This is a genomic window from Lactobacillus huangpiensis, from assembly GCF_019972815.1.
Taxonomy (GTDB): domain Bacteria; phylum Bacillota; class Bacilli; order Lactobacillales; family Lactobacillaceae; genus Lactobacillus; species Lactobacillus huangpiensis.
In genome coordinates, this window is the sequence record NZ_BPPA01000005.1 from 83,640 (window position 1) to 103,627 (window position 19,988).

Here is a 19,988-nt window from a genome sequence, read left to right on the forward strand (position 1 = left end):
TGCTGTCTCTTCTAACGCAGCGAATAATCATGAAATAATGGTATCAAAGTTAATCAGTTAGCTTTAACTATAAATTCAGATCCATAATACTTGAGCATCTTAATAATTTCCAGGTCAACTTGAGTCGTGGTTTCTCTCACTGGTTTACGGGCCGGACCCACATTTGCAATATTGGCTAATTCTACGGATCACTTTAAAACTGCAGGTACTGTCCTTTAAAAAATATAATCTTACTTCTGCGCTAATTGATAACCGAGTACCCAACCTAAGGTCATGGCCATGCCAAGAGTCAAGCCTTGCATTGGGGTAGAATATTCGATTGCGAATCTTTCACCGGCATTGTTACCACAAGCGTATAAATTGTCGATTGGATTCCAGTTAGAGTCAACTACTCGTTGCTCAGAATCTGTGTTAACTCCGTTTAAGGTAACTATTCCAGTCATTGGCTTATCTTCAACAAAGTACATGCCAAAGAATGGACCTTTATTAACCGGCAATAGGAGTTTCGGATCCCTACCGAAGTCTGTATCCTCACCTTGTTCACAGAAATGATTATATTTAGCAATTTCTGCTTTAATATTTTCTTTTTGTTCTTCATTCAAATGCATATATGTAAGCAAAGTGTCCAAATCTTGGGCGCCCCAGCATGAAACTGTTTCGCCTGGATTGGTCTTTGCACCTTTAGCGCCCCGATCAAGCCATGATTGGAATTCTTGATACAAATCAACTTCTTCATCACCGCCTGTTGGTACAGAAAAGTGCTCTGGAATTGATCTGCGCATTAATTCTGGCCACTGACTATCCCAAATTGCAAAATATCTTCCCGGTTTCGACCTTTCAACACGCTCTCTCATTCCAAATACACCGAGAACAGTTTCATCAGTAAATCTCTTACCATTGCTATCAAAGTAAACAAATGGTGACCCCCAAGGATTAAACCGTGATGCGCCTATTTCAGGTGCAGGCTGTCCTGAAAAGCTTGAGCCCCAGCGTAAAACATTGGTTGCATATTTATCAGAATTTAAAATAACCTGAGGATCAACCGCACAACGTGGACCCGGATCCATTGTAGCTCCAGCCCATAAAGCCATTTTTATGCCACTGCCATCTCTGCCAAAACTTGGACAGTGTAATTCTTCTGTGTCCAAGCCATGAGCTTCATATACATTTCTTTTCTCGTCTTGTAAAGCTTCATACATTTGAGGATTACCACCATAATCCCCACCAGTTAGAACAACCGCATCATTAGCCAAAAACTCTATAAATTGACCATTTTTATCTTTTGCAATAACTCCCGTAACTTTTTGATGAGGCACTTTTTTACTAAAGAAACTCACTTCACCATTTTCAGAAGTTTTTTCATCTTGCTCTTCAACTGAATATGATTCATGAATTAGTTTAACCCCCCTTAGTTTCCCAATACCATTTTGCTCCTTGCTTTTCAGCATCAGCTATTAATTTGGGGGCAGCAGCATTATAGTTAATTTGCACAGCACCTGTCCAACTGGTAAACTTATTTATTTCCCTGCCTTGAGGTAAATAATCATGTTTAGAAGTAACATTTAACAAACAAGCTTTGTTAACAACTTCAGGAGCAGCATGATCCATTAGCCAATCTATCATAGCACCACTATTATCTACAAACTGCTTGACTAGCATAGGACCAGTCCGATTATGAGTTCTTCGTTGATACTCAGCAATAAATTCGCTCTTTTTAATCTTAGGCGCACCATTTTCTAGTTGAAAATTAGAATTAACAGCTGCTATATCATGCATACCGTAATAATAGACATTATCTTCCGCTTGGGCTTCAATTACAGCAACTTTTTTGTGCTTTTCACTGGCAGCAAAGGCGCACATTGTTCCAGCATTGCCACCACCAACTATTACAATATCAGCATGAATAACCTTCTTTATTTCTTCAGAATCAATTTCAGGCTCATTTCCGAGCCAGTCAGGAGCCTTCTTTATGCTTTTACTTTGAGCTGGCTTTCCACTGGCTTCATTTATGATTTCCTGTATATCTTTCTTAATTGCATTTGAAGTGACACTCGCACCACTAATTACATCAACATCTGCACTTTGTGCTGCTAAAATTTTAGCCTGCATTTTGGGCGCTGCTAACTGTCCAATATTTTTAGTCTCTTTACTAGCGTCAATCTGTAATTCAACGATTTTATTATTTTTGATTTTTGCATCTACTTTTACCAAATCATGCATTCCTTGATTTTCTGCATGATAATTGCCATCTTTATAACTTGCCATTTTAATTCCTCCAATCTAGCATGTTACTGTCTTCACATACAAGATTAGATTATTTAGCCAATCTATCAATTTACAGATTCGTGATTTTGTTAACATAAGCGTTAATTTCGAGGAATAAAATCAGGCAGGGCATAAATTAAAGCTTTAGTTACTTCTTTAGGATCATCTTGCATTTTATCCCTTATCCATTTAGAAGTAGCTGAGGCTTGCATATAAATGCAGTATTTTAGAATTACTTTTTCTTTTGCCGTTAAATATATGCCTTTTTGATAAAATTTCTGTTTAATAATTTTTAATACATTTTCATAACCTTGTTCTGGAAATGGTGTGATCCCCTTCTCACTGTTTTGAAATAATTCCTTGTGCTTTAACATCACAGAGAAGAATTTTAACAGGCCATCATACCATCCATATTGAACATAAATATTATTCATGCAGTCCGCCAAATAATATTTCCATAACCATTGGTGGATGTCGTATATGTCCTGAAAATATTTATAAAAAGTAGTACGAGAGACATTACTTTTTTGACAAAGTTCAACTACCGAAACTCTTTCAATGTCTTTTTCTTTTAGCAATTCATTTAACATGCTGGCTATTCTTATTTTTGTTTCATTAGCCTTAACTTTTTGTTTCATTTTTAGCTATACCCTTTATTCAGTTTCCAAGTATGAACGGTTTCGTTAATTTTATTATATACTCATACCTAAAGTGCAAAAATTTAAGTCAAAGTAAAATGACGAACTTTCTTAACCTTGATACCAAAATCGAATTTTAAATCTATTGAATTATGTCTAAAAACTAAACTAGTTAATTGCAGCTTTAAGTTAATTTTCCATGTTGCTTTACGTTCACAATAAGAAATGCCATAGGCTAAATTTTATATCAAAAAAGACGTAACTTATACGGTTACGCCAATTAATTACTCATTTAATAATAAATAAAGTTACTTGCCACCTTCGGCTCTTGACTTGTAGGCACCCTCTGCAGTATTGATAACCAGTTCTTCACCTTCCTTAATGAAGTCGGGAACTTGGACTACCAAACCTGTTTCCATAGTAGCTGGTTTGCCGGAACCGGTAACAGTAGCGCCTTTAATGCCCGGTTCAGTATGAGCTACTTTCATTGTGACAGTTGATGGTAATTCCACACCAAGCAGCTTGCTGTCATTAGCAAATTCCAATTGAACCTCAATATTAGGCATCAGGAAAAGTTTATCATCACCGAGTTGTTCTGCTGAAACCTCATATTGTTCATAAGTTTCAGTATCCATGAAAGTATAAATATCACCTTCATTATAAAGATACTGCGCATTTTTCTTGGTGATTTCGACTAAATCTACTTTCTCGGTTGGACGCATAGTTTTATGAACCACAGCACCACTTTCAACATTACGCAAATCCATTTGCATAACAGTGTTGCCTTTTCCCGGCTTATGGTGATTAGCCTTTAAAACACGAATTAGTTTGCCATCTTGACTAAAGACCATACCCTTTTTTAAGTTAATTGCTTGTACCATTTTTTACTCCTTTAAATCTTTTTCTGAATTAATTACTGTTTTAAGAAAACCACGCTGGAGGTAAAGCAAATTTTTTAATTAATAGTAAATAAATCTCATTCATAATGATTAGTATAACAAAATTTGGACTTTATCAACACCACTAAATCAGTGGTTTATGATTTTAATATAAACCAAATATTTATTTGTAGTGAAATTACATATTAACTTGTGTGCCTACATTTTGCCTTGCGGCTTTATCATAAATAGACTTCGTTGCCATCAGGTCTTGAGCAGCAATGCCAACAGTTTCAAAGAAAATTATTTCGTTATCGTTTTCACGCCCAATTAAGTCACCACTAATCACTTGACCGATCTCACCAGTAAAGCTAGTATTTGAAACCATGCCCTTATTTAACGGAATAATTATGTCGCCAGATTCTGCTAAAACGGCATCTTTAGAGTCAAAGTAAATTTTATTTGCTTTAGCGACTAATTCAGCTGGGGTTTCTTCCATTTGTGGCTGATAAGCACCAACGCCGCAGATAGTTGTCCCTTTTTTAATAAATTGAGCATCATAAACCGGTTTAGTTGACGGCGTAACAGTAATAATCACATCTGCATCCTTCACGGCTTCATTTCCTGTCTTAACTGCAGTGATTTTGGTATGGTATTGCGCTAATTGTTCTTGCATTTTTCCAGCAAACTTTTGGGCACGTTCAAAATCAAGGTCACTGACTGCAACTTCATCCAGGTCACGTACGATCAGCATTGCTTCAAGTTGTGTAGCAGCTTGACCTCCCGTACCAATTAATGCACCTTTTCTGCATTTCTTTTTTGCCAAATATTTCAGCGCCACGCCAGAAGCAGAACCTGTGCGCAATTGGGTAACATAATTACCATCCAAAATAGCATTAACTACTCCAGTTTTGGTATCAATATTTAACACCTGAGCATTAATTGAAGGCAAGCCTTGATTAATATTTTCAGGAAACATGTTCAACACTTTCACACATGCCGCATCATACTCTTCACAAAAAGCCGGCATACACAAAAAGGTATCTTTACCATTTTGCTTAAGAATCTGAGTTCTTAACGGCACGTCTACTTTACCGGCAGAAAAATATTTAAAAGCATCGGCCACTGCATCAATGCAGTCTTTTAAGGAATAACATTTTTCAATATCACTTCTGTTTAACAGTAACATTAGTTCCTCCTGTATTTACTCTTAAGTTCATACTTTTAAAGCCTATTATAAATTACTCCTATGTATAGGCACACATTAGATTTGTTTAAGATAAATCTGATCAATAACATGACCTGCAGTTTTATGCAAAATTAAATTGGCGCGTTGCTTTGTTGGAGCAATATATTCACGTAAGTTGACCAAGTTCACCATTTGCCAAGTTTCCTCTGCAAACTTTAAGGCTTCATCCCTGGGACCATTAGCCATCTCATAATAAAAATTATGCGGATTATTTTTATTTAGTTCCATTACCCTGACGAAACGCTGCATAAACCACTTTTCAATCAGATCCTCAGGAGCATCAATATAAATTGAAAAATCAAAAAAGTCACTTGTCACAATTTGACCATTGGTTGGCAACTGCAGCGTATTAATGCCCTCAATAATTAAAATATCGGGTTCACAAACATGGCCATATTCCCCAGGCACAATGTCACTTAATTCCTGAGAATAAAGTGGGTAAACAATATCTTTTTTGCCACTCAATACATCTTGCAGAAAGTCGGTAAGTAATTTCATATTATAACTTTCAGGAAAGCCCTTACGGTCAGTCAGATTACGTCTTTCCAATTCCTGATTAGAATAAATAAAACCGTCTGTGGTCATCAGGTGTACTTTCAAATCAGGATATGTCCGGCTAAGCAATAATTGTAAAAGTCTGGCTGTGGTAGATTTACCCACTGCTACTGAACCAGAAATACCAATAATAAAAGGCGCGCTGGCAACTTTCTGCTGCAAAAACTCGCTTTGCTTTTGTTGCAATGACCGTTTCCCTTGATAAACTAAATAAAGATACTTAATTAAACTGCTGTAAACTTCTTGAACATCAGTTAAATTAATAATATCTCCTAAAGATTTTATCTTTGCCAGTTCTTCTTTAGTAATCTTAACTGATTCAGTGGCAGAAAAAGACTGCCATTTTTCCCTGTTAAATTGTAAATAATTTTTCATTCTAATATCCTTAAATTTCTATGTTCTTTAATATAGTAAAATAAAAGTATAAAGTCTCCTAATTAATTCTTCTAATCAAAAAGAAAGGCAAAACTATGAAAAAGATAATTCTATTTGGCGATTCTTTATTTAATGGCTACCATGCTGGCCGTGATACTAATGTCATAACTGCGGGCGTGCAAAAAGAATTAGGCGCAAATGTGCAAATTATAAACTTATCTTTAAGTGGCGCCACTACTGCTGAAGGCAAGAAGCGTCTAAATTTAATTCCGCAAGATGCCGACATAGTGGTACTCGAATACGGTACAAACGACATGTCAAGTGATTGGGGCATTAGCAGCATTGATTATGCTAAGAACCTGAATTACATGGTTGAAAATATCGGTAGCGCTAAAATGATTATTGCAGGTCCATCTTATGAAGATCCTAATAACAAGTACATCATGCAATACTATAATCTTGAAGATATGAAAGTATACAATCAAATTGCTGCAGATTGTGCTCGCAAGTATAATATCCCCTTTATTAACTTAATCGCCAACTTTTGTCCGTTGAAAAATTTATCTTCGTATTATCAAGAAGATGGACAACATCTCACTACTATTGGAAATCAAATTTTAATAAATCTGGTAGTGACGGCAATTAAAGAAAAACTTGCACAAATATAGTGCAAGTTATCATTTTTATAAATCTTTATACATCATAACATGCTTAATGTCAGCCTCTACAAATGGCTCGCCTTCAGTGTGATAGCCTAAAAAATCATAGAAGGGCTTTGCCTGCCATTGTGCATGACAATAAAGCCGGTCGGCACCCTGATCACGCAGGTATTCATGAACCTGTTTCATCATTTTGGTTCCCAGCTTTTGCCCGCGGGCTGCTGCAGCTACTGCTACTCTGCCTAACATCCACTTGCCATTTTCTTGAAAAATACGACAAACGGCCAATGCATTTGTTTTTTCAGTATTGAGCAAATAAACCTGAATTGAGTCTAAATCTTGGTCATCAAGCTCTGGTACTGTTATTTCCTGCTCGGTTACAAACGTATCTATTCGTAAACGAGCTACACAAAACATTTCGCGTCCTGTCATTTGCGCAACCCGTTTGAAAGTAAATTTTTCACTGTCAGTCATAAAATCTTCCTACTTTTCTATATAAGTTTTCGGGTCTACTTCCAGAAGTGGACTCTTTTCGTTAGTATAAATAATATCAAGCTTGTACATCGCCCGAGAAGTTATTGTGTATACAAGTTGCGTTTCATCAATGCGATGATAATTTTCTTTTGAGGCAGCCCACATAATGACGGCATCAAACTCCAGGCCTTTAGCTAAATAAGATGGAATCACTAAAGTGCCGTCAACTAAGCGCTGATTGGCAGTGGCAATCAATGTTGCTTTCACTTTGTCTTCTTTGAGCTTTTCTGCCACTATTTTGGCACTGGCCAAGTCCTTGGTAATAATTGCAGTTGTCATGTTAGCCTGATTATTTTCATCTAGTATTTGTTCCAGTACCTTGATTGTAGCAACATCATCAGAACGTTGCCAAAGAGCTGGTTTGGGACCCTGACGGTCAAACGATTCAATTTTTTCACCTTGTCGCAGGATTTGCTTGGTAAATTCAGTCAACTGTTTTGTTGAACGATAAGATTTAGTTAATTGGACAACATCAGTTTTTTCAGGATCAAATAAACCACTGATCTGCTTAAGCAGACTTCTACTTTCATCTTTGGTAAAAATAGCCTGGTTTAAATCACCCAACATCGTGAATTTAGCGCGAGGAAAATTATATTTCAGATAGCAAAGTTGAAACGGCGTATAATCCTGAATCTCGTCAATAAAAGCATAACGCATTTCATAATCTACATGACGGCCTGTGATCAGATCATAAAGATATAAGTAGGCCGAAACATCATTCATATGAATATAATGCTTCATAAAACTTTGCTTAACTTCTTCGATATGTTTTTGCCAATCTGCTTCTTCAATTCGCCATTTACTTAGGTCAGTCATTTTAGGAACAGCACGTAAAAAGTTCAAATATTGTGCACGCATATTAATAAAATTATTCCGTCTAATTTGCTGGAAAACTTTATCAAGTGCCTTCACGACAATTTTACGGCTGAGGAATTTTTCTTCTTTTTCCTCTGATTCAAACTCCTGGTCTGGACGATCATATAAAGCATTCAGCTGCTCTTGACTAAGATTTTGGATGGCATCAGACACCCAGGCCTTTTTAGTTTCGCTGTTAATCTTGCGATTGAGTGATTTTATTAATCCTTCTCGCGTAGCATCAATTCTATTGCTCAAATTATAATTGGAATTAAATGAATAATAGAGTTCACTGATTTTTTCTTTCGTAAAAAATGGTTTCTTTTTATTACGGAAGTAAATATTCTTAAAAATTACACCTCGATTATTGAGGTGTTTAGCATAATGGTGCAGCAAATTAAAGAAATTTGTTGAATCCTTAAATTGACTAATTGCAGAATCAGCTTTGCTGTCTTCAAATTGATCAAATAAATTTTCAACAGTCATTCCCGGTAGTCTTCTAGCTACAAACTGCCAGTAAGTCATTTGCACCATGTTTTGTTCACCCATCTCGGGCAAAACATTTTTGATATAATCATTAAACAATTGATTAGGACTAAACATGATGACATCACTACTGGTAAGGTTGCCACGATAGCGATACAGCAGATAGGCAATCCTCTGTAATATTGCAGAAGTTTTACCTGAGCCTGCAGCTCCTTGAACAAACAATAAGTCGGCACTGGTGTTCCTAATGATTTTGTTCTGCTCACGCTGAATCGTTGTCACAATTGATTTCATTTGCGTGCCGGATTTTTCACCTAAAACTTCCAGCAGCATCTGATCACCAATAGACTCATTGGTGTCAAACATGTTAATAATCTTGCCGTTTTCAATCATGAATTGCCGTTTTTTGGTCATATCAACGGTAATTTCACCTTCAGGCGACATGTAAGAAACCTTACCAATCTTACCATCATAATAAATTGATGAAATTGGTGCACGCCAATCATAAATCAAGAAATGATTATTTTTGTCCGCAAAAGAACCCAGACCAATATAAATAGTTTCCGGCTTTTCATTAGTTTCTTTAAAATCAACTCTGGCAAAATAAGGCTTTTGCTCTAATTTTTGGACCGTGCTTAGTTGCTTTGCGGCATGTTGCCAAGCATTTTGACGTTCATCAAGTAACTGCTGTTGCTGGTGAATAGACAAAGCAGTTTCCATAGATGTTGAATAGCCGTCATAATCTAATTTTACATCATCAAAAAAGTGTGAATTAAGATCTTGGGCTTCTCCTTCAGCGGACTTAATTGACGAGGACAACTCGGCTTTTTTAGCCCGTATCATTTTTAAAATCTTATCGAGATGCTTTTGCTCAAATTCTCTATCATCCATCGCTTTTGTCATAAACTCACCTAATTTTCCAAAACTTGCATTCTATTTTACCATGAAATCGGTTTATATTAAAACCTTGGATTCGTTTTTTGCTAAACAGTGAAATCTGCAAAAATTTCCTGATAACGATTATAATTTTATGTGTTAAAGTCAGTAAATTATGAAACTTTTTCTACTTTTCCTATATAATGTAAGGTAATGGAGTTGATTAAGGTATGAAAAAATTTTGTCATTTTTTATCAAAATTAGCATGTGCGCTGGTTGTAACTTTTACAATTGAAAGTACAATTGCTCCGATTGCTGATAATTCTGTATTCAGTTGGCCTTCTCAGACTGTTTATGCCAAGAAAACTGCTAAAAAGGCAAAAAATGCTAAAAAGAAAACAAAGAAAACTAAAAAAACCAAGAAAAAGAATACAGCTGCTATAGCTTCTTCTTGGCACTGGAAAAAGCCTAAAGCCACTGTTTACATTGATCTTAATGATAATGAAGAATTAATTTCAGCTACTAAAGATGCAATTGATGCATGGAATGATACCAAAGCCTTTACTTTTACTGAAACCAAAAACAAGAAAAAAGCTAATATCGTGATTGAACAGGTTTACAGCCCCAATACCAATTATGCGGGTTATACTACTTTTCATTATTACGTGAAAACCGGAATCATGTATTCCGCAGTTACCAGGTTAAATATTTATTACTTACAGAATTTTTCACCGTATAGTTATACTTACCAACGTATTTTAAATACTGTCGAACATGAATTGGGACATGCAATCGGACTAAAACATAATAATGGAGTGTCTGTAATGTATCCTACCGGTTCTTTGTATCCAATTGAGCCTGTCGACGTTGAAAATGTTCAAAAATTATACAAAGAATAAAATATTAGATTTGTGAGGAGTAAAATGAAAAGAATATATATAGTGCGTCACGGTGAAACCTTTATTAACCGCTATAACAAGATGCAAGGCTGGTGTGATACGCCACTAACAGAAAAAGGAATAGCAGGTGCTGACCAAGTTGGTGAAGCTTTAAAAAATGTGCCTTTTGATATTGCATTATCAAGTGATATGAAAAGAGCCAGCGACACTTGTGACATCATCATTAAACACAATGTTAACCGTGATGAAATTCAACATATCGCAACTCCTTTTTTCCGTGAACATTTTTACGGCTATTTTGAGGGTATGGATTCAGATGCTGCTTGGCAAATGATCAGTGGTCCTCACGGTTATAAAAGCCATGCTGAAATGCTCAAAAATGAATCATTAGACACAGTGAAAGACTGGATTAAAGAAGCTGATCCTTTTCATGACGCAGAAAATGCAAAAGAATATTGGGATAGAATAAATAAGGGATTTAAATTAATCGGTCAATTAGATGGGGCTGAAAATATTTTGCTCGTAACTCATGGTTTTACCATCCATAGTATTGCCGATCGTTACAGCGATTTTGATATTAAAGAACGACCTCGTAATGCTTCAATTACAGTGATGAATTTGACAGAGCAAGAGAAAAAAGTTGTTTCATATGACAAATTAAAGCTCTGATGCCTCCATTTAACAGGAGAATATTTTATGAAATCAAAAAATGATATGTCTGACGTTGCTGACAACTTGAATAACTGGAATGATCGCGCTGTTGTACATGCAAATGGTGGTTATGGCGATCTTACTCAGTTTGCTAAAGACAAAAATGCTATCACTACAACTGTTAAGCGTGATTTAGACGTACTCAGACCATTTTTGACTCATAATTCAGTTGAAAATAAGCGGCTACTTCATTTGCAGTGTCATATTGGAGATGATACGCTCAGCTGGGCGCGCCTGGGAGCTAAAGATGTTTACGGTCTGGACTTTTCACCTGCTGCCTTAAAGTATGCACACAAGTTGGCTCAAGAGGCTAATACTTCAATTACCTACGTTGAAGGCGATGCTCGCTATGCCGCAGAAGCTATCCCGGAAAAATTAGGACAATTTGACATAATTGTGACTAGTGCAGGTACAATTACTTGGCTGCCAGAATTAAAATCATGGGCAGAATCGATTGCTCAACTCCTAGCTCCTGGTGGAATTTTTATGATTCGTGACAATCACCCTTTGTTGTTTGCACTCGATAATGCCGGGTTAGAAATTAAGTTGGGTTACTTTAGCGGCACTGAAATCACTTATGAATCAGATGCTTCATACACACCAAACTCTAATGGGAAAATAAAGCATCAGACAAACCATAATTGGGCTCATGATTTTGCAGAAATTATTAATTCATTAATTGATGCTGGTTTAACCATTAAAAACGTAGGAGAGCATAAAATTAGTGATTGGAAGTCTTTGCCATCACTAATCTATGATAAAAGCCAAGAAGGTTGGACACTTCCAGCTGATTCACCACAGATTCCATTGACTTTTTCAGTAGTTGCACAAAAATTGTAAAATCAATATTAATACAATCAAAAAGGTTGGCTTTGCTAGAAAAGCTAACCTTTTTATTACCTAAAAATAAGTCTTATTCAATTTTAAAAGTTTTACCCACTTTACCATTAATTAATTCTTCTACAGCAATTGGTTTTTCAGGATTATGATCTTTATCTACAGTGATTTTCCCAGTTACGCCAGTAAAATCTTTAATTTGTTCCAGACCCTTCGTGATTTTTGCAGAATCATCGGATTTTTCATTTTCGATTGCTTCTTTAATCATATATACTGCATCATAAGCTAAAGCAGAAAAAGTTGGTGCTTCTTCATGGTAGCGGTTCTTGAAATCGCGCATAAATTTAGAAGCAGTTGGATCCTTGGCAGCTACCTGTGTTGAAAAGGGCGTGGTATAGTAGATTTTACTTGCATTTTTAGCACCAGCAATCTGTACCAGCTTAGGATCAGCCATGCCATCACTACCGACAATTGGTGCCTTAATTCCAATTTGACGCGCTTGCTTAATTATTAAGCCAACTTCCGTGTAGTAGCCTGGAACGTAAATAGCATCGACTTTCTTAGCTTTAAACGAAGTTAATACAGCGTTAAAATCTTTGTCACCTTCTGAAAATGTCTGACTATCAACTATCTTGCCTTTATAAGTTTTCTTAAATGCTCTAGCAAGACCGTTACCATAGTCACTTGAATTGTCAGTATAGACAGCCACTCTTTTTGCCTTAATGTTATTCATTACGAATTTGGCTGCACTACCACCTTGAAAATTATTTTGGTAACATGCCCTAAAAACAAATGGCTGAACTTTACCGTTCTTTTGTAAAGTGTAATTTGGATCTGTCGCTGAAGGACTGACACTTGGTACCTTAGCTTTAGTAATATTAGGAATTTCAGCTGTGCCGGCATTAGTAGTTGCTGGTCCTACAATTGCTGCTACCTTTTCTTTTGTAGCTAATTGGGCGGCAACTGAAGCAGAAGTAGAAATAGCAGTTTTATTATCACGCATAATCAGTTTGATTTTTTTCTTACGACCATTAACATCAATGCCGCCTTTTTTATTAATTTCACTAACTGCTAATTGAATACCTTGCTTTTGAGCGTTGCCATAACCGGCTGCAGCTCCAGACAACTCCATGTTAACGCCAATTTTGACTGAATCTTTATCTTGCTTAGTTCCAGTACTGCTACTGCTTCTAGCTACTGTACAGCCTGCCAGCATAAAAGCTGCCATGCCAGTGATTACAACATTCATTATCTTCTTAATACCACTAATATTATTCATCATCTTGTTCCTTCTAACTATTCTTTAACTAAAATTGCCAACAAAAAAGCCTCATTCAAATCAATGAATGAGGCTTAAATTATCAATTAGTTAAACCCCAATCATTGACACGCAAACTAGGGCTTAACTACTTTAAATTACATCACGTAATTCATGTATGTTAAGTCCTGCGCTCCAACAACAAGGTAACTAAATCCTGAGTTTGAAAAATATTCATATTATTTTTTTGATTAACATATTTCGTTTCCATCGTAATTACCTCCTCAGAATTTTATGTAAACCCTACAGTTTTCACTATGTTACTCAACAATGAATTAACATCATTGCCATTACAACAACTTGATTACCACTAACCACCAAAATATACTTTCTGTACTTCCGGGTTAGCCAACAATTCTTGACCAGTACCACTTAATTGCACTATTCCTGTCGCCAATACATAACCACGATCGGCAATAGATAGAGCTTGTTTAGCATTTTGTTCTATCAACAAAATAGTTGTACCTTTTTCGTTTAGTTCTTTAATAATTTTAAATATTTCTTGAATATACAGGGGTGACAAACCCATTGATGGTTCATCAAGCAGCAACAATTTTGGCTTTGCCATTAAGGCACGACCCATGGCCAACATTTGCTGCTCACCACCAGACAGGGTAGCTGCATCCTGATTACGCCTTTTTTGCAAAATTGGAAAGCGTTCAAAAATATCTTTATATGTTTTTGAAACTTCATCATGATTCTTTTGCAAAAACGCACCCATCTGCAGATTCTCCATTACGGTCATTCCAGCAAAAATATGCCGACCTTCTGCTACTTGAGAGATACCTGCGCTGACAATTTGCGGAGCACTTTTGTGATCTATTTCTTCGCCAAGGTAGAAAATTTGACCACTTTTTGGCTTAAGTAAGCCAGAAATTGTCTTGACAATAGTTGACTTACCAGCTCCATTAGCTCCGATTAGGGTTACGATTTCACCTTGGTTAATTTCAAAACTGACATTCTTAACAGCTTGAATAACACCATAATTTACAGACAAGTCACGAACTTCTAACATTGCCATCTAGTCATCACCCTCTCCTAGATATGCTTCAACAACTTTAGGATTTGCCTTGATTTCTTCAGGAGATCCGGTAGCCAATATCTCGCCTTGATCAAGTACATAAATTCTTTCAGCCAGGTTCATAACTAAAGACATGTCATGCTCAATTAACAAAACTGTGATCTGAAATTCTTTTTGAATATATTTAATAAGATTAGTCAAATCCGCTGTTTCTTCTGGGTTCATACCAGCAGCAGGTTCATCCAGGAAAAGAATCTGCGGGTGAGTAGCCAAAGCACGTACTATTTCTAAGCGTCTTTGTGTTCCGTAGGGCAAGTTCTTAGCCAAGGTTTGTTCATTATCCGTTAAATCAAAGATTGCTAATAGCTTTTGCGCAGCTTCTTTCATTTCCTTTTCCGTTTTATAAAAACTGGGTAAACGAAAAACTGTTGTTAAAAAGTTTTCTTTGTATTCATTTGTCATTGCAGTCAGGACATTATCCATAACAGTTAAGTCTTTAAATAAGCGAATATTTTGAAATGTACGGGATAAACCTAAGTCTGCAATTTGCACAGCACTTTTATGCGTCAAATCATAATTTTTATCATCAACTTGCAAGTTGATCTTTCCACTAGTAACTTGGACCATTCCAGTTAGCAAGTTGAACAAAGTGGTTTTACCTGCACCATTAGGACCAATCAAGGCAACTAGTTCGTGCTTATCCAGATGAAGTGAGACATCATTAACTGCAGTTAACCCACCGAACTTGCGCACTACGTGGTCAACATCTAATAAGTGTGGCATATACTAGCCCCTTTCCTTTTTGCCAAAATGGCGTGTCAAATTTTTAAGAGAGAATTCCCAGTTACCCAAAAGTCCTGATGGCTTGAAAATCATGATTAGTATCAGAACTATAGCATAGATAACCATTCTTAACGCACCGAAACTTTGTAAAACGGTATCTAAAACGCCTAAAACAATTGCTGCAACAAACGTGCCAGTCATACTGCCAACACCACCCAAAACAACAATAACTAAGATAGAGATAGATTCCATGATACCAAAGTTTGAAGGAGATATTGTTTGCAAGAATGAAGCATGGAGACTGCCAGCTATTGCAGCAGTTGCGCCACCTAGAACGAAAGCTGCCAGCTTCCATTTAGTAGTATTAATTCCCATTGCTTCAGCAGCAATTTCGTCTTCACGAACGGCTTTAATTGCCCGACCATTTTTTGAACGAATGAAGTTAGTCAAAATGATTGTGGTCACACAAACCAAGATATAAACAGTTGGCCATGAGCATAACTGAGGAATATTGTATAACCCTGCCGCTCCACCAGTAATTTTCAAATTATTAATGACATTGCGGATAATCTCAGCTGCTCCTAGAGTTGCGATTGCTAAATAGTCACCCTTTAAACGAATGAAAGTTGCCGTACCAATAACTGCAGCAATTACAATTGCTATCAGCACACCTACGAGCATTGAGATTAAAAAGCCAGCTTCGCTACTCATGCGTTGAGTAATAATCGCGGTAGCGTATGCTCCAATTGCCATGAAACCGGCATGACCCAGAGAAAATTGACCACTAAAACCGATAATCAGGTTTAAGCCGGTAGCTAAGATAATATTTATTCCAATCGTGACCAGCATATTTTCAATAAAATCATCTATCACGCCAACCATAATCAACGCATTGATTAAGTAAAAGCCGCCTACCATTAATAACAGCCACGACAAAATGTATTTCCAATTAGATTTCATTTTGCCACCTACACCTTCTCTTTAGCATTTTTGCCAAAAATACCAGCAGGTAAGAAAAGCAAAATGACTATTAATACTAGATAAACAACTGAATCTTTATATGCCGACAAACCGATAGACTGGAAGAATGTTTCCAAGATACCGATTAAGAAACCACCAATAGAAGCTCCTGGCACTGAGCCGATTCCACCAAGTACAGCAGCAACAAAGGCTTTAATTCCTGGTGTCATGCCCATTAAAGGATCGATTTGGTTGTAATACATTCCAATTAAAATGCCTGCAGCACCGGCTAAAGCCGAACCTAAAGCAAAGGTAAATGAAATCGTATGATTAACATTAACACCAACTAATTCAGCGGCAGCAGGATCTACGGATACTGCACGCATTGCCCGACCCATTTTGGTCTTTTGAATAATGATCTGCAATGAAACCATCAATATTAAAGCAGTAGCCAAAATCAAAATCTGAACATTTGAAATTTGCACTCCACCGATATTGTAATTAACCTGCTCAATTACTTGGGGGAAGCTGCGAGCATTTGATCCTACAAAGTATGACATGCCATTTTCCAGTAAAAACGATACGCCGATAGCCGTAATCAGTACAGCTATACGAGGCGACTTACGTAGTGGCCGGTAAGCAAAATACTCAATCACTACGCCTGAAACTGCACCAATAATCATTGCAGAAAGCAGTGCTGTAATAAAGTTAAAATGCCAAGCATTAATCACATAGTAGGCAAAGAATGCACCTAGCATATAAATATCGCCGTGAGCAAAGTTAATTAAATTAATAATGCCATAAACCATGCTGTAGCCTAAAGCCAACAGGGCATAAATCGAACCCAGTGACAAGGCGTTAATGATTTGCTGTAAAACTGTTTGCAAATTTAAGCACTCCTTTCATTTTCTTATTTACTCAACACGGAATGAGTCGCTTACTTTACCGTTAGTCAATTTTTCAATCGCAATTGGCATTTCCGGATTGTGGAATTTATCCATGGTAATTCTGCCAGTCACACCGTCAAAGTCTTTAATCTTAGCTAGACCTTCAGTAATTTTAACTGAATCATCTGATTTTTGTTCTTCAATAGCAGTTTTTACTAAATAAACTGCATCATAAGCTAATGCTGAAAATGTCGGTGCATCCGCATGGTAGCGAGCTTTATATGCTTTGATAAACTTAGCAGCTTTTGAATCTGGATTCTTGGCAGCTACATTAGTTGAAAATGGTGTAGTGTAATAAATATTGGTTGCATTTTTAGCACCTGATATTTGAACGAGTTTAGGATCACACATACCGTCACCACCAACGATTGGAGCTTTAATACCCATTTGCCGTGCTTGTTTGATGATCAAACCCAATTCTGTGTAGTAGCCCGGTACATAAATAGCATCGATTTTCTTAGATTTAAATGAAGTTAAAACAGCATTGAAATCTTTATCACCTGCAGAATACGTTTGACTATCAACTATCTTGCCTTTATAAGTATCTTTAAAGGCTTTTGCTAAACCAGTACCATAATCACTGGAGTTATCTGCGTATACCGCTACACGCTTTGCTTTTAATTTATCGGTGACAAATTTAGCAGCGCTCTTTCCTTGGAAAGTATCTTGGAAGCAAGCTCTAAAGACGTAAGGCTGAACCTTGCCATTTTTCTGTCTGGTATAGTTTGGATCCGTTGCAGATGGACTAATGCCTGGAACAGAAGCCTTGGTAATATTAGGAATTTCAGCGGTACCACAATTAGTAGTAGCTGGCCCTATAACTGCTGCCACTTTATCCTTAGTTGCCAGTTGTGCAGCAACCGAAGCAGAAGTAGCAATTGCGGATTTATTATCACGGATAAGCAATTTAAGCTTCTTTTTATGTCCGTTAACATTAATTCCACCGGCTTTATTAATTTCAGAAGCTGCTAATACTATACCTTGCTTTTCAGCACTGCCGTAGCCGGCAGCAGTACCAGACAACTCTATATTAATCCCGACTTTGACTGTATCTTTATCTTGGTGTGTACCCTTGCCGCCCCCACTTTTTGCAACTGAACAGCCGGCTAGCGCTAAGCCGGCCATTCCCAACGTAAAAATACGCAACAAATTTTTTGAAAATTTACTCATCATTTTCTCCTTTTCAAATAGCCTGGTAACTAAAAACCTCATTCATTTAATGAATGAGGCCTAGATCAGTTATTAGATAAGCCCCATTCATTAAGACGCAAACAAGGGCTTTTCATGTAAAATTACTAAAGTAATTCAATCATGCTAAGTCCTAGACGACAACAACAAGGCAATTAAACTCTGGGCGATAATATTTTTAATGTTGGTTCGTTTATTTAAATATTTAGCTTTCATTAAAATCGCCTCCCAAAATTTAATTTAATACTTAGAATTATAAAAAAAGAACATTAGCATGTCAAGAAATTTTTGTAATTATTTTTATCAAAGTTCTCAGTATTTTTTTATTAATTCTATTGTTTTCATAGGAAAAACAAACGCACGCTGTTAAAGCGTGCGTTTTACTTACCAGACTTTTTTAAAATACTGCTTTTTTCCGCCAAAATACAACCATGATACATAAAACAAAATAGCATAAAATCATGAGCATTATTGGTAACCATATTTCATAATATGCTGTTGGCAGAACCTGATTAAAGATTTTTAGACCAAACAAAGCATCAAAGACACCAAAAACCGCTGGAATTAAAAACAACAGTCCCGTTACGTAAGTGCTACTTTCCTGTGATACTTTTTGAGTCTTTAATTTTTGATCAATATCCCGGTTTTTCTTAGCAAATTTTATTACCTCTATTATCAAAATAGCAATCAGAGTTGCACCAAATACAAATGCCAGTGAGTAGCCCAAGATCTTCATTTCTTTACTCATCCCCAATATCAGCTGATAAGTAGCCGCCTTCGAGTTGCTATAGAGTCGACTATAGGTAAGACTACTTTGAGCCTGTTTATGTTCAATTTTTAGTAAAAATGACCAGTCTCTATCAAAACTGTTTAGCTGCACCAAAGTCAGATATTTAGTTTTACCATTAACCCTATTTAATTCTGCAGTTGAACAAAGTGCAATTGTTTTATTTTTTTGACTGCTATTAGGAACGAGTTCGCGGAAACTGTTACCTGCTAGAGAATTTTTATTCAACTGGTCTAACTTGATTGATTTGACTTGAAAATTGCGTCTGCCGGTATTTCTGACGTACTTAATTGGATTATCTGCCAGCTCATTACGAACAAAATAAAAGTGCCCTTTTGTTTCTTTATAATGGTAAGTTTGCTGCTTTTTAATTTTTAGTTGAGCAACATCGTTTTTAATATTGGCGGTATTGCTGACAATTACGCCATCATAATAAGTTCCCCTCTTAATATCTTGAGAAAAGGCATTAAAGTCATGACTTAAAGCCAGAACGCCCATAGTTAAGGCAAAGAGTATGGAAATGATAGTAAAAACACTGGCATAATGATGGAGTCCCAACTGCGTTTTTCCTTTAGCCAACTTAATTTTGCTAAACCAAGTTGCAGGTACCAAGCTTAATAACGAGTGGCAAAGCAAATAAGTACCTGACACAATTGTGACAAAGGCTGCCAATAAAGTATTAAACAGATTTTGACTAGGCAAATTTAGTATAAGATAGCCGGTTACTATTAGTATCAATCCTAAAACCATTTCAATTATTCTTAGTCCTGAATGTTTTTGCAAAATTGCAGGTGCATCTTCTTTTTCAGCTAAACTGCTTAAAATAGTTTTGGTTAGCCTCAAAGTTACTACAATTCCGCCAAACATTAATAAGGCTACTAGTAACATAACCACTTGCATGCCCCAATTGATCCGCAGAAAACTGTTAATGAAGTTAAAATTCGGCACATCCTGTTTTATCAAACCGCTAAACAACTTAATAATTAAGGACGCTAAATCCAACCCTAAAATAATGCCAGCGACAATCATCAAACCGCTAATAATGAGAGTCGCACAAAGTTCTATCAGTCCAACGCGCATATTTTTTAATTTTTGCATCAAGATCACCAAACTTTCTGTTCAGCTCCTTCAAGCAGACCACCTTTTGACTTAATTATAGTTAGCGCT

General features: G+C 36.5%; 19 protein-coding genes. 4 read left to right on the plus strand and 15 right to left on the minus strand.

What is annotated here, in order from left to right; translation table 11 throughout:
- Positions 1-230: 230 nt before the first annotated feature.
- From LDM90_RS04835 to coaA, 6 genes are all read right to left on the minus strand, one after another.
- On the minus strand, positions 231-1,448 hold the full coding sequence (locus tag LDM90_RS04835; protein ID WP_223896703.1) for an FAD-binding protein: 1,218 nt from the start codon (positions 1,446-1,448) through the stop codon (positions 231-233).
- Positions 1,399-2,265: an FMN-binding protein gene (locus tag LDM90_RS04840; protein ID WP_223896704.1), complete on the minus strand. Its 867-nt coding sequence runs from the start codon at positions 2,263-2,265 to the stop codon at positions 1,399-1,401. The genes LDM90_RS04835 and LDM90_RS04840 overlap by 50 nt, the downstream gene beginning before the upstream one ends.
- Positions 2,266-2,366: 101 nt before the next feature.
- A complete protein-coding gene (locus LDM90_RS04845; RefSeq protein ID WP_223896705.1) occupies positions 2,367-2,903 on the minus strand; it encodes a TetR/AcrR family transcriptional regulator in 537 nt (178 codons plus the stop codon).
- Positions 2,904-3,211: 308 nt separating this feature from the next.
- A complete protein-coding gene (gene efp / locus LDM90_RS04850) occupies positions 3,212-3,784 on the minus strand; it encodes an elongation factor P (protein WP_223896706.1) in 573 nt (190 codons plus the stop codon).
- A 196-nt stretch (positions 3,785-3,980) separates the two neighbouring features.
- A complete protein-coding gene (locus LDM90_RS04855) occupies positions 3,981-4,970 on the minus strand; it encodes an ornithine cyclodeaminase family protein (RefSeq protein WP_223896707.1) in 990 nt (329 codons plus the stop codon).
- A gap of 75 nt (positions 4,971-5,045) precedes the next feature.
- Positions 5,046-5,960: a type I pantothenate kinase gene (gene coaA, locus LDM90_RS04860; protein WP_045927456.1), complete on the minus strand. Its 915-nt coding sequence runs from the start codon at positions 5,958-5,960 to the stop codon at positions 5,046-5,048.
- 95 nt (positions 5,961-6,055) lie between these two features.
- Between coaA and LDM90_RS04865 the strand changes: the two genes are divergently transcribed.
- Positions 6,056-6,628, plus strand: a complete 573-nt coding sequence (locus LDM90_RS04865; RefSeq protein WP_109585786.1) for an SGNH/GDSL hydrolase family protein — start codon at positions 6,056-6,058, stop codon at positions 6,626-6,628.
- Between the two features lie 15 nt (positions 6,629-6,643).
- Here LDM90_RS04865 and LDM90_RS04870 read toward each other — a convergent pair whose 3' ends face one another.
- Positions 6,644-7,093: a GNAT family N-acetyltransferase gene (locus LDM90_RS04870; protein WP_223896708.1), complete on the minus strand. Its 450-nt coding sequence runs from the start codon at positions 7,091-7,093 to the stop codon at positions 6,644-6,646.
- Between the two features lie 9 nt (positions 7,094-7,102).
- On the minus strand, positions 7,103-9,397 hold the full coding sequence (gene helD, locus LDM90_RS04875; protein ID WP_223896709.1) for an RNA polymerase recycling motor HelD: 2,295 nt from the start codon (positions 9,395-9,397) through the stop codon (positions 7,103-7,105).
- A 203-nt stretch (positions 9,398-9,600) separates the two neighbouring features.
- On the opposite strand from helD, the gene LDM90_RS04880 reads away from it, so the two are divergent.
- The 3 genes from LDM90_RS04880 to LDM90_RS04890 are packed head-to-tail and all read left to right on the plus strand — an operon-like array spanning position 9,601 to position 11,820.
- Complete coding sequence (locus LDM90_RS04880) at positions 9,601-10,269, plus strand: M57 family metalloprotease (RefSeq protein ID WP_223896710.1); 669 nt, start codon at positions 9,601-9,603, stop codon at positions 10,267-10,269.
- A 24-nt stretch (positions 10,270-10,293) separates the two neighbouring features.
- Positions 10,294-10,938 (plus strand): histidine phosphatase family protein, encoded by a 645-nt coding sequence (locus tag LDM90_RS04885; RefSeq protein ID WP_223896711.1) that lies wholly within the window; start codon positions 10,294-10,296, stop codon positions 10,936-10,938.
- Positions 10,939-10,965: 27 nt separating this feature from the next.
- Positions 10,966-11,820, plus strand: coding sequence for a class I SAM-dependent methyltransferase (locus LDM90_RS04890; protein ID WP_223896712.1), 855 nt, complete (start codon positions 10,966-10,968; stop codon positions 11,818-11,820).
- Between the two features lie 73 nt (positions 11,821-11,893).
- Here LDM90_RS04890 and LDM90_RS04895 read toward each other — a convergent pair whose 3' ends face one another.
- From LDM90_RS04895 to LDM90_RS04925, 7 genes are all read right to left on the minus strand, one after another.
- Entirely contained in the window at positions 11,894-13,096 is a 1,203-nt protein-coding gene (locus tag LDM90_RS04895; protein ID WP_373307171.1) for an ABC transporter substrate-binding protein, read from the minus strand.
- A 349-nt stretch (positions 13,097-13,445) separates the two neighbouring features.
- Positions 13,446-14,156 (minus strand): ABC transporter ATP-binding protein, encoded by a 711-nt coding sequence (locus tag LDM90_RS04900; RefSeq protein ID WP_223896713.1) that lies wholly within the window; start codon positions 14,154-14,156, stop codon positions 13,446-13,448.
- A complete protein-coding gene (locus tag LDM90_RS04905) occupies positions 14,157-14,939 on the minus strand; it encodes an ABC transporter ATP-binding protein (RefSeq protein WP_045927447.1) in 783 nt (260 codons plus the stop codon). It abuts the gene before it with no gap.
- A gap of 3 nt (positions 14,940-14,942) precedes the next feature.
- Positions 14,943-15,899 (minus strand): branched-chain amino acid ABC transporter permease, encoded by a 957-nt coding sequence (locus LDM90_RS04910; RefSeq protein ID WP_223896714.1) that lies wholly within the window; start codon positions 15,897-15,899, stop codon positions 14,943-14,945.
- Positions 15,900-15,907: 8 nt separating this feature from the next.
- On the minus strand, positions 15,908-16,786 hold the full coding sequence (locus tag LDM90_RS04915; RefSeq protein WP_223896715.1) for a branched-chain amino acid ABC transporter permease: 879 nt from the start codon (positions 16,784-16,786) through the stop codon (positions 15,908-15,910).
- 27 nt (positions 16,787-16,813) lie between these two features.
- Positions 16,814-18,019: an ABC transporter substrate-binding protein gene (locus LDM90_RS04920; RefSeq protein WP_373307168.1), complete on the minus strand. Its 1,206-nt coding sequence runs from the start codon at positions 18,017-18,019 to the stop codon at positions 16,814-16,816.
- Between the two features lie 412 nt (positions 18,020-18,431).
- Positions 18,432-19,919, minus strand: coding sequence for a hypothetical protein (locus LDM90_RS04925; RefSeq protein ID WP_223896717.1), 1,488 nt, complete (start codon positions 19,917-19,919; stop codon positions 18,432-18,434).
- Between the last annotated feature and the right edge of the window lie 69 nt (positions 19,920-19,988).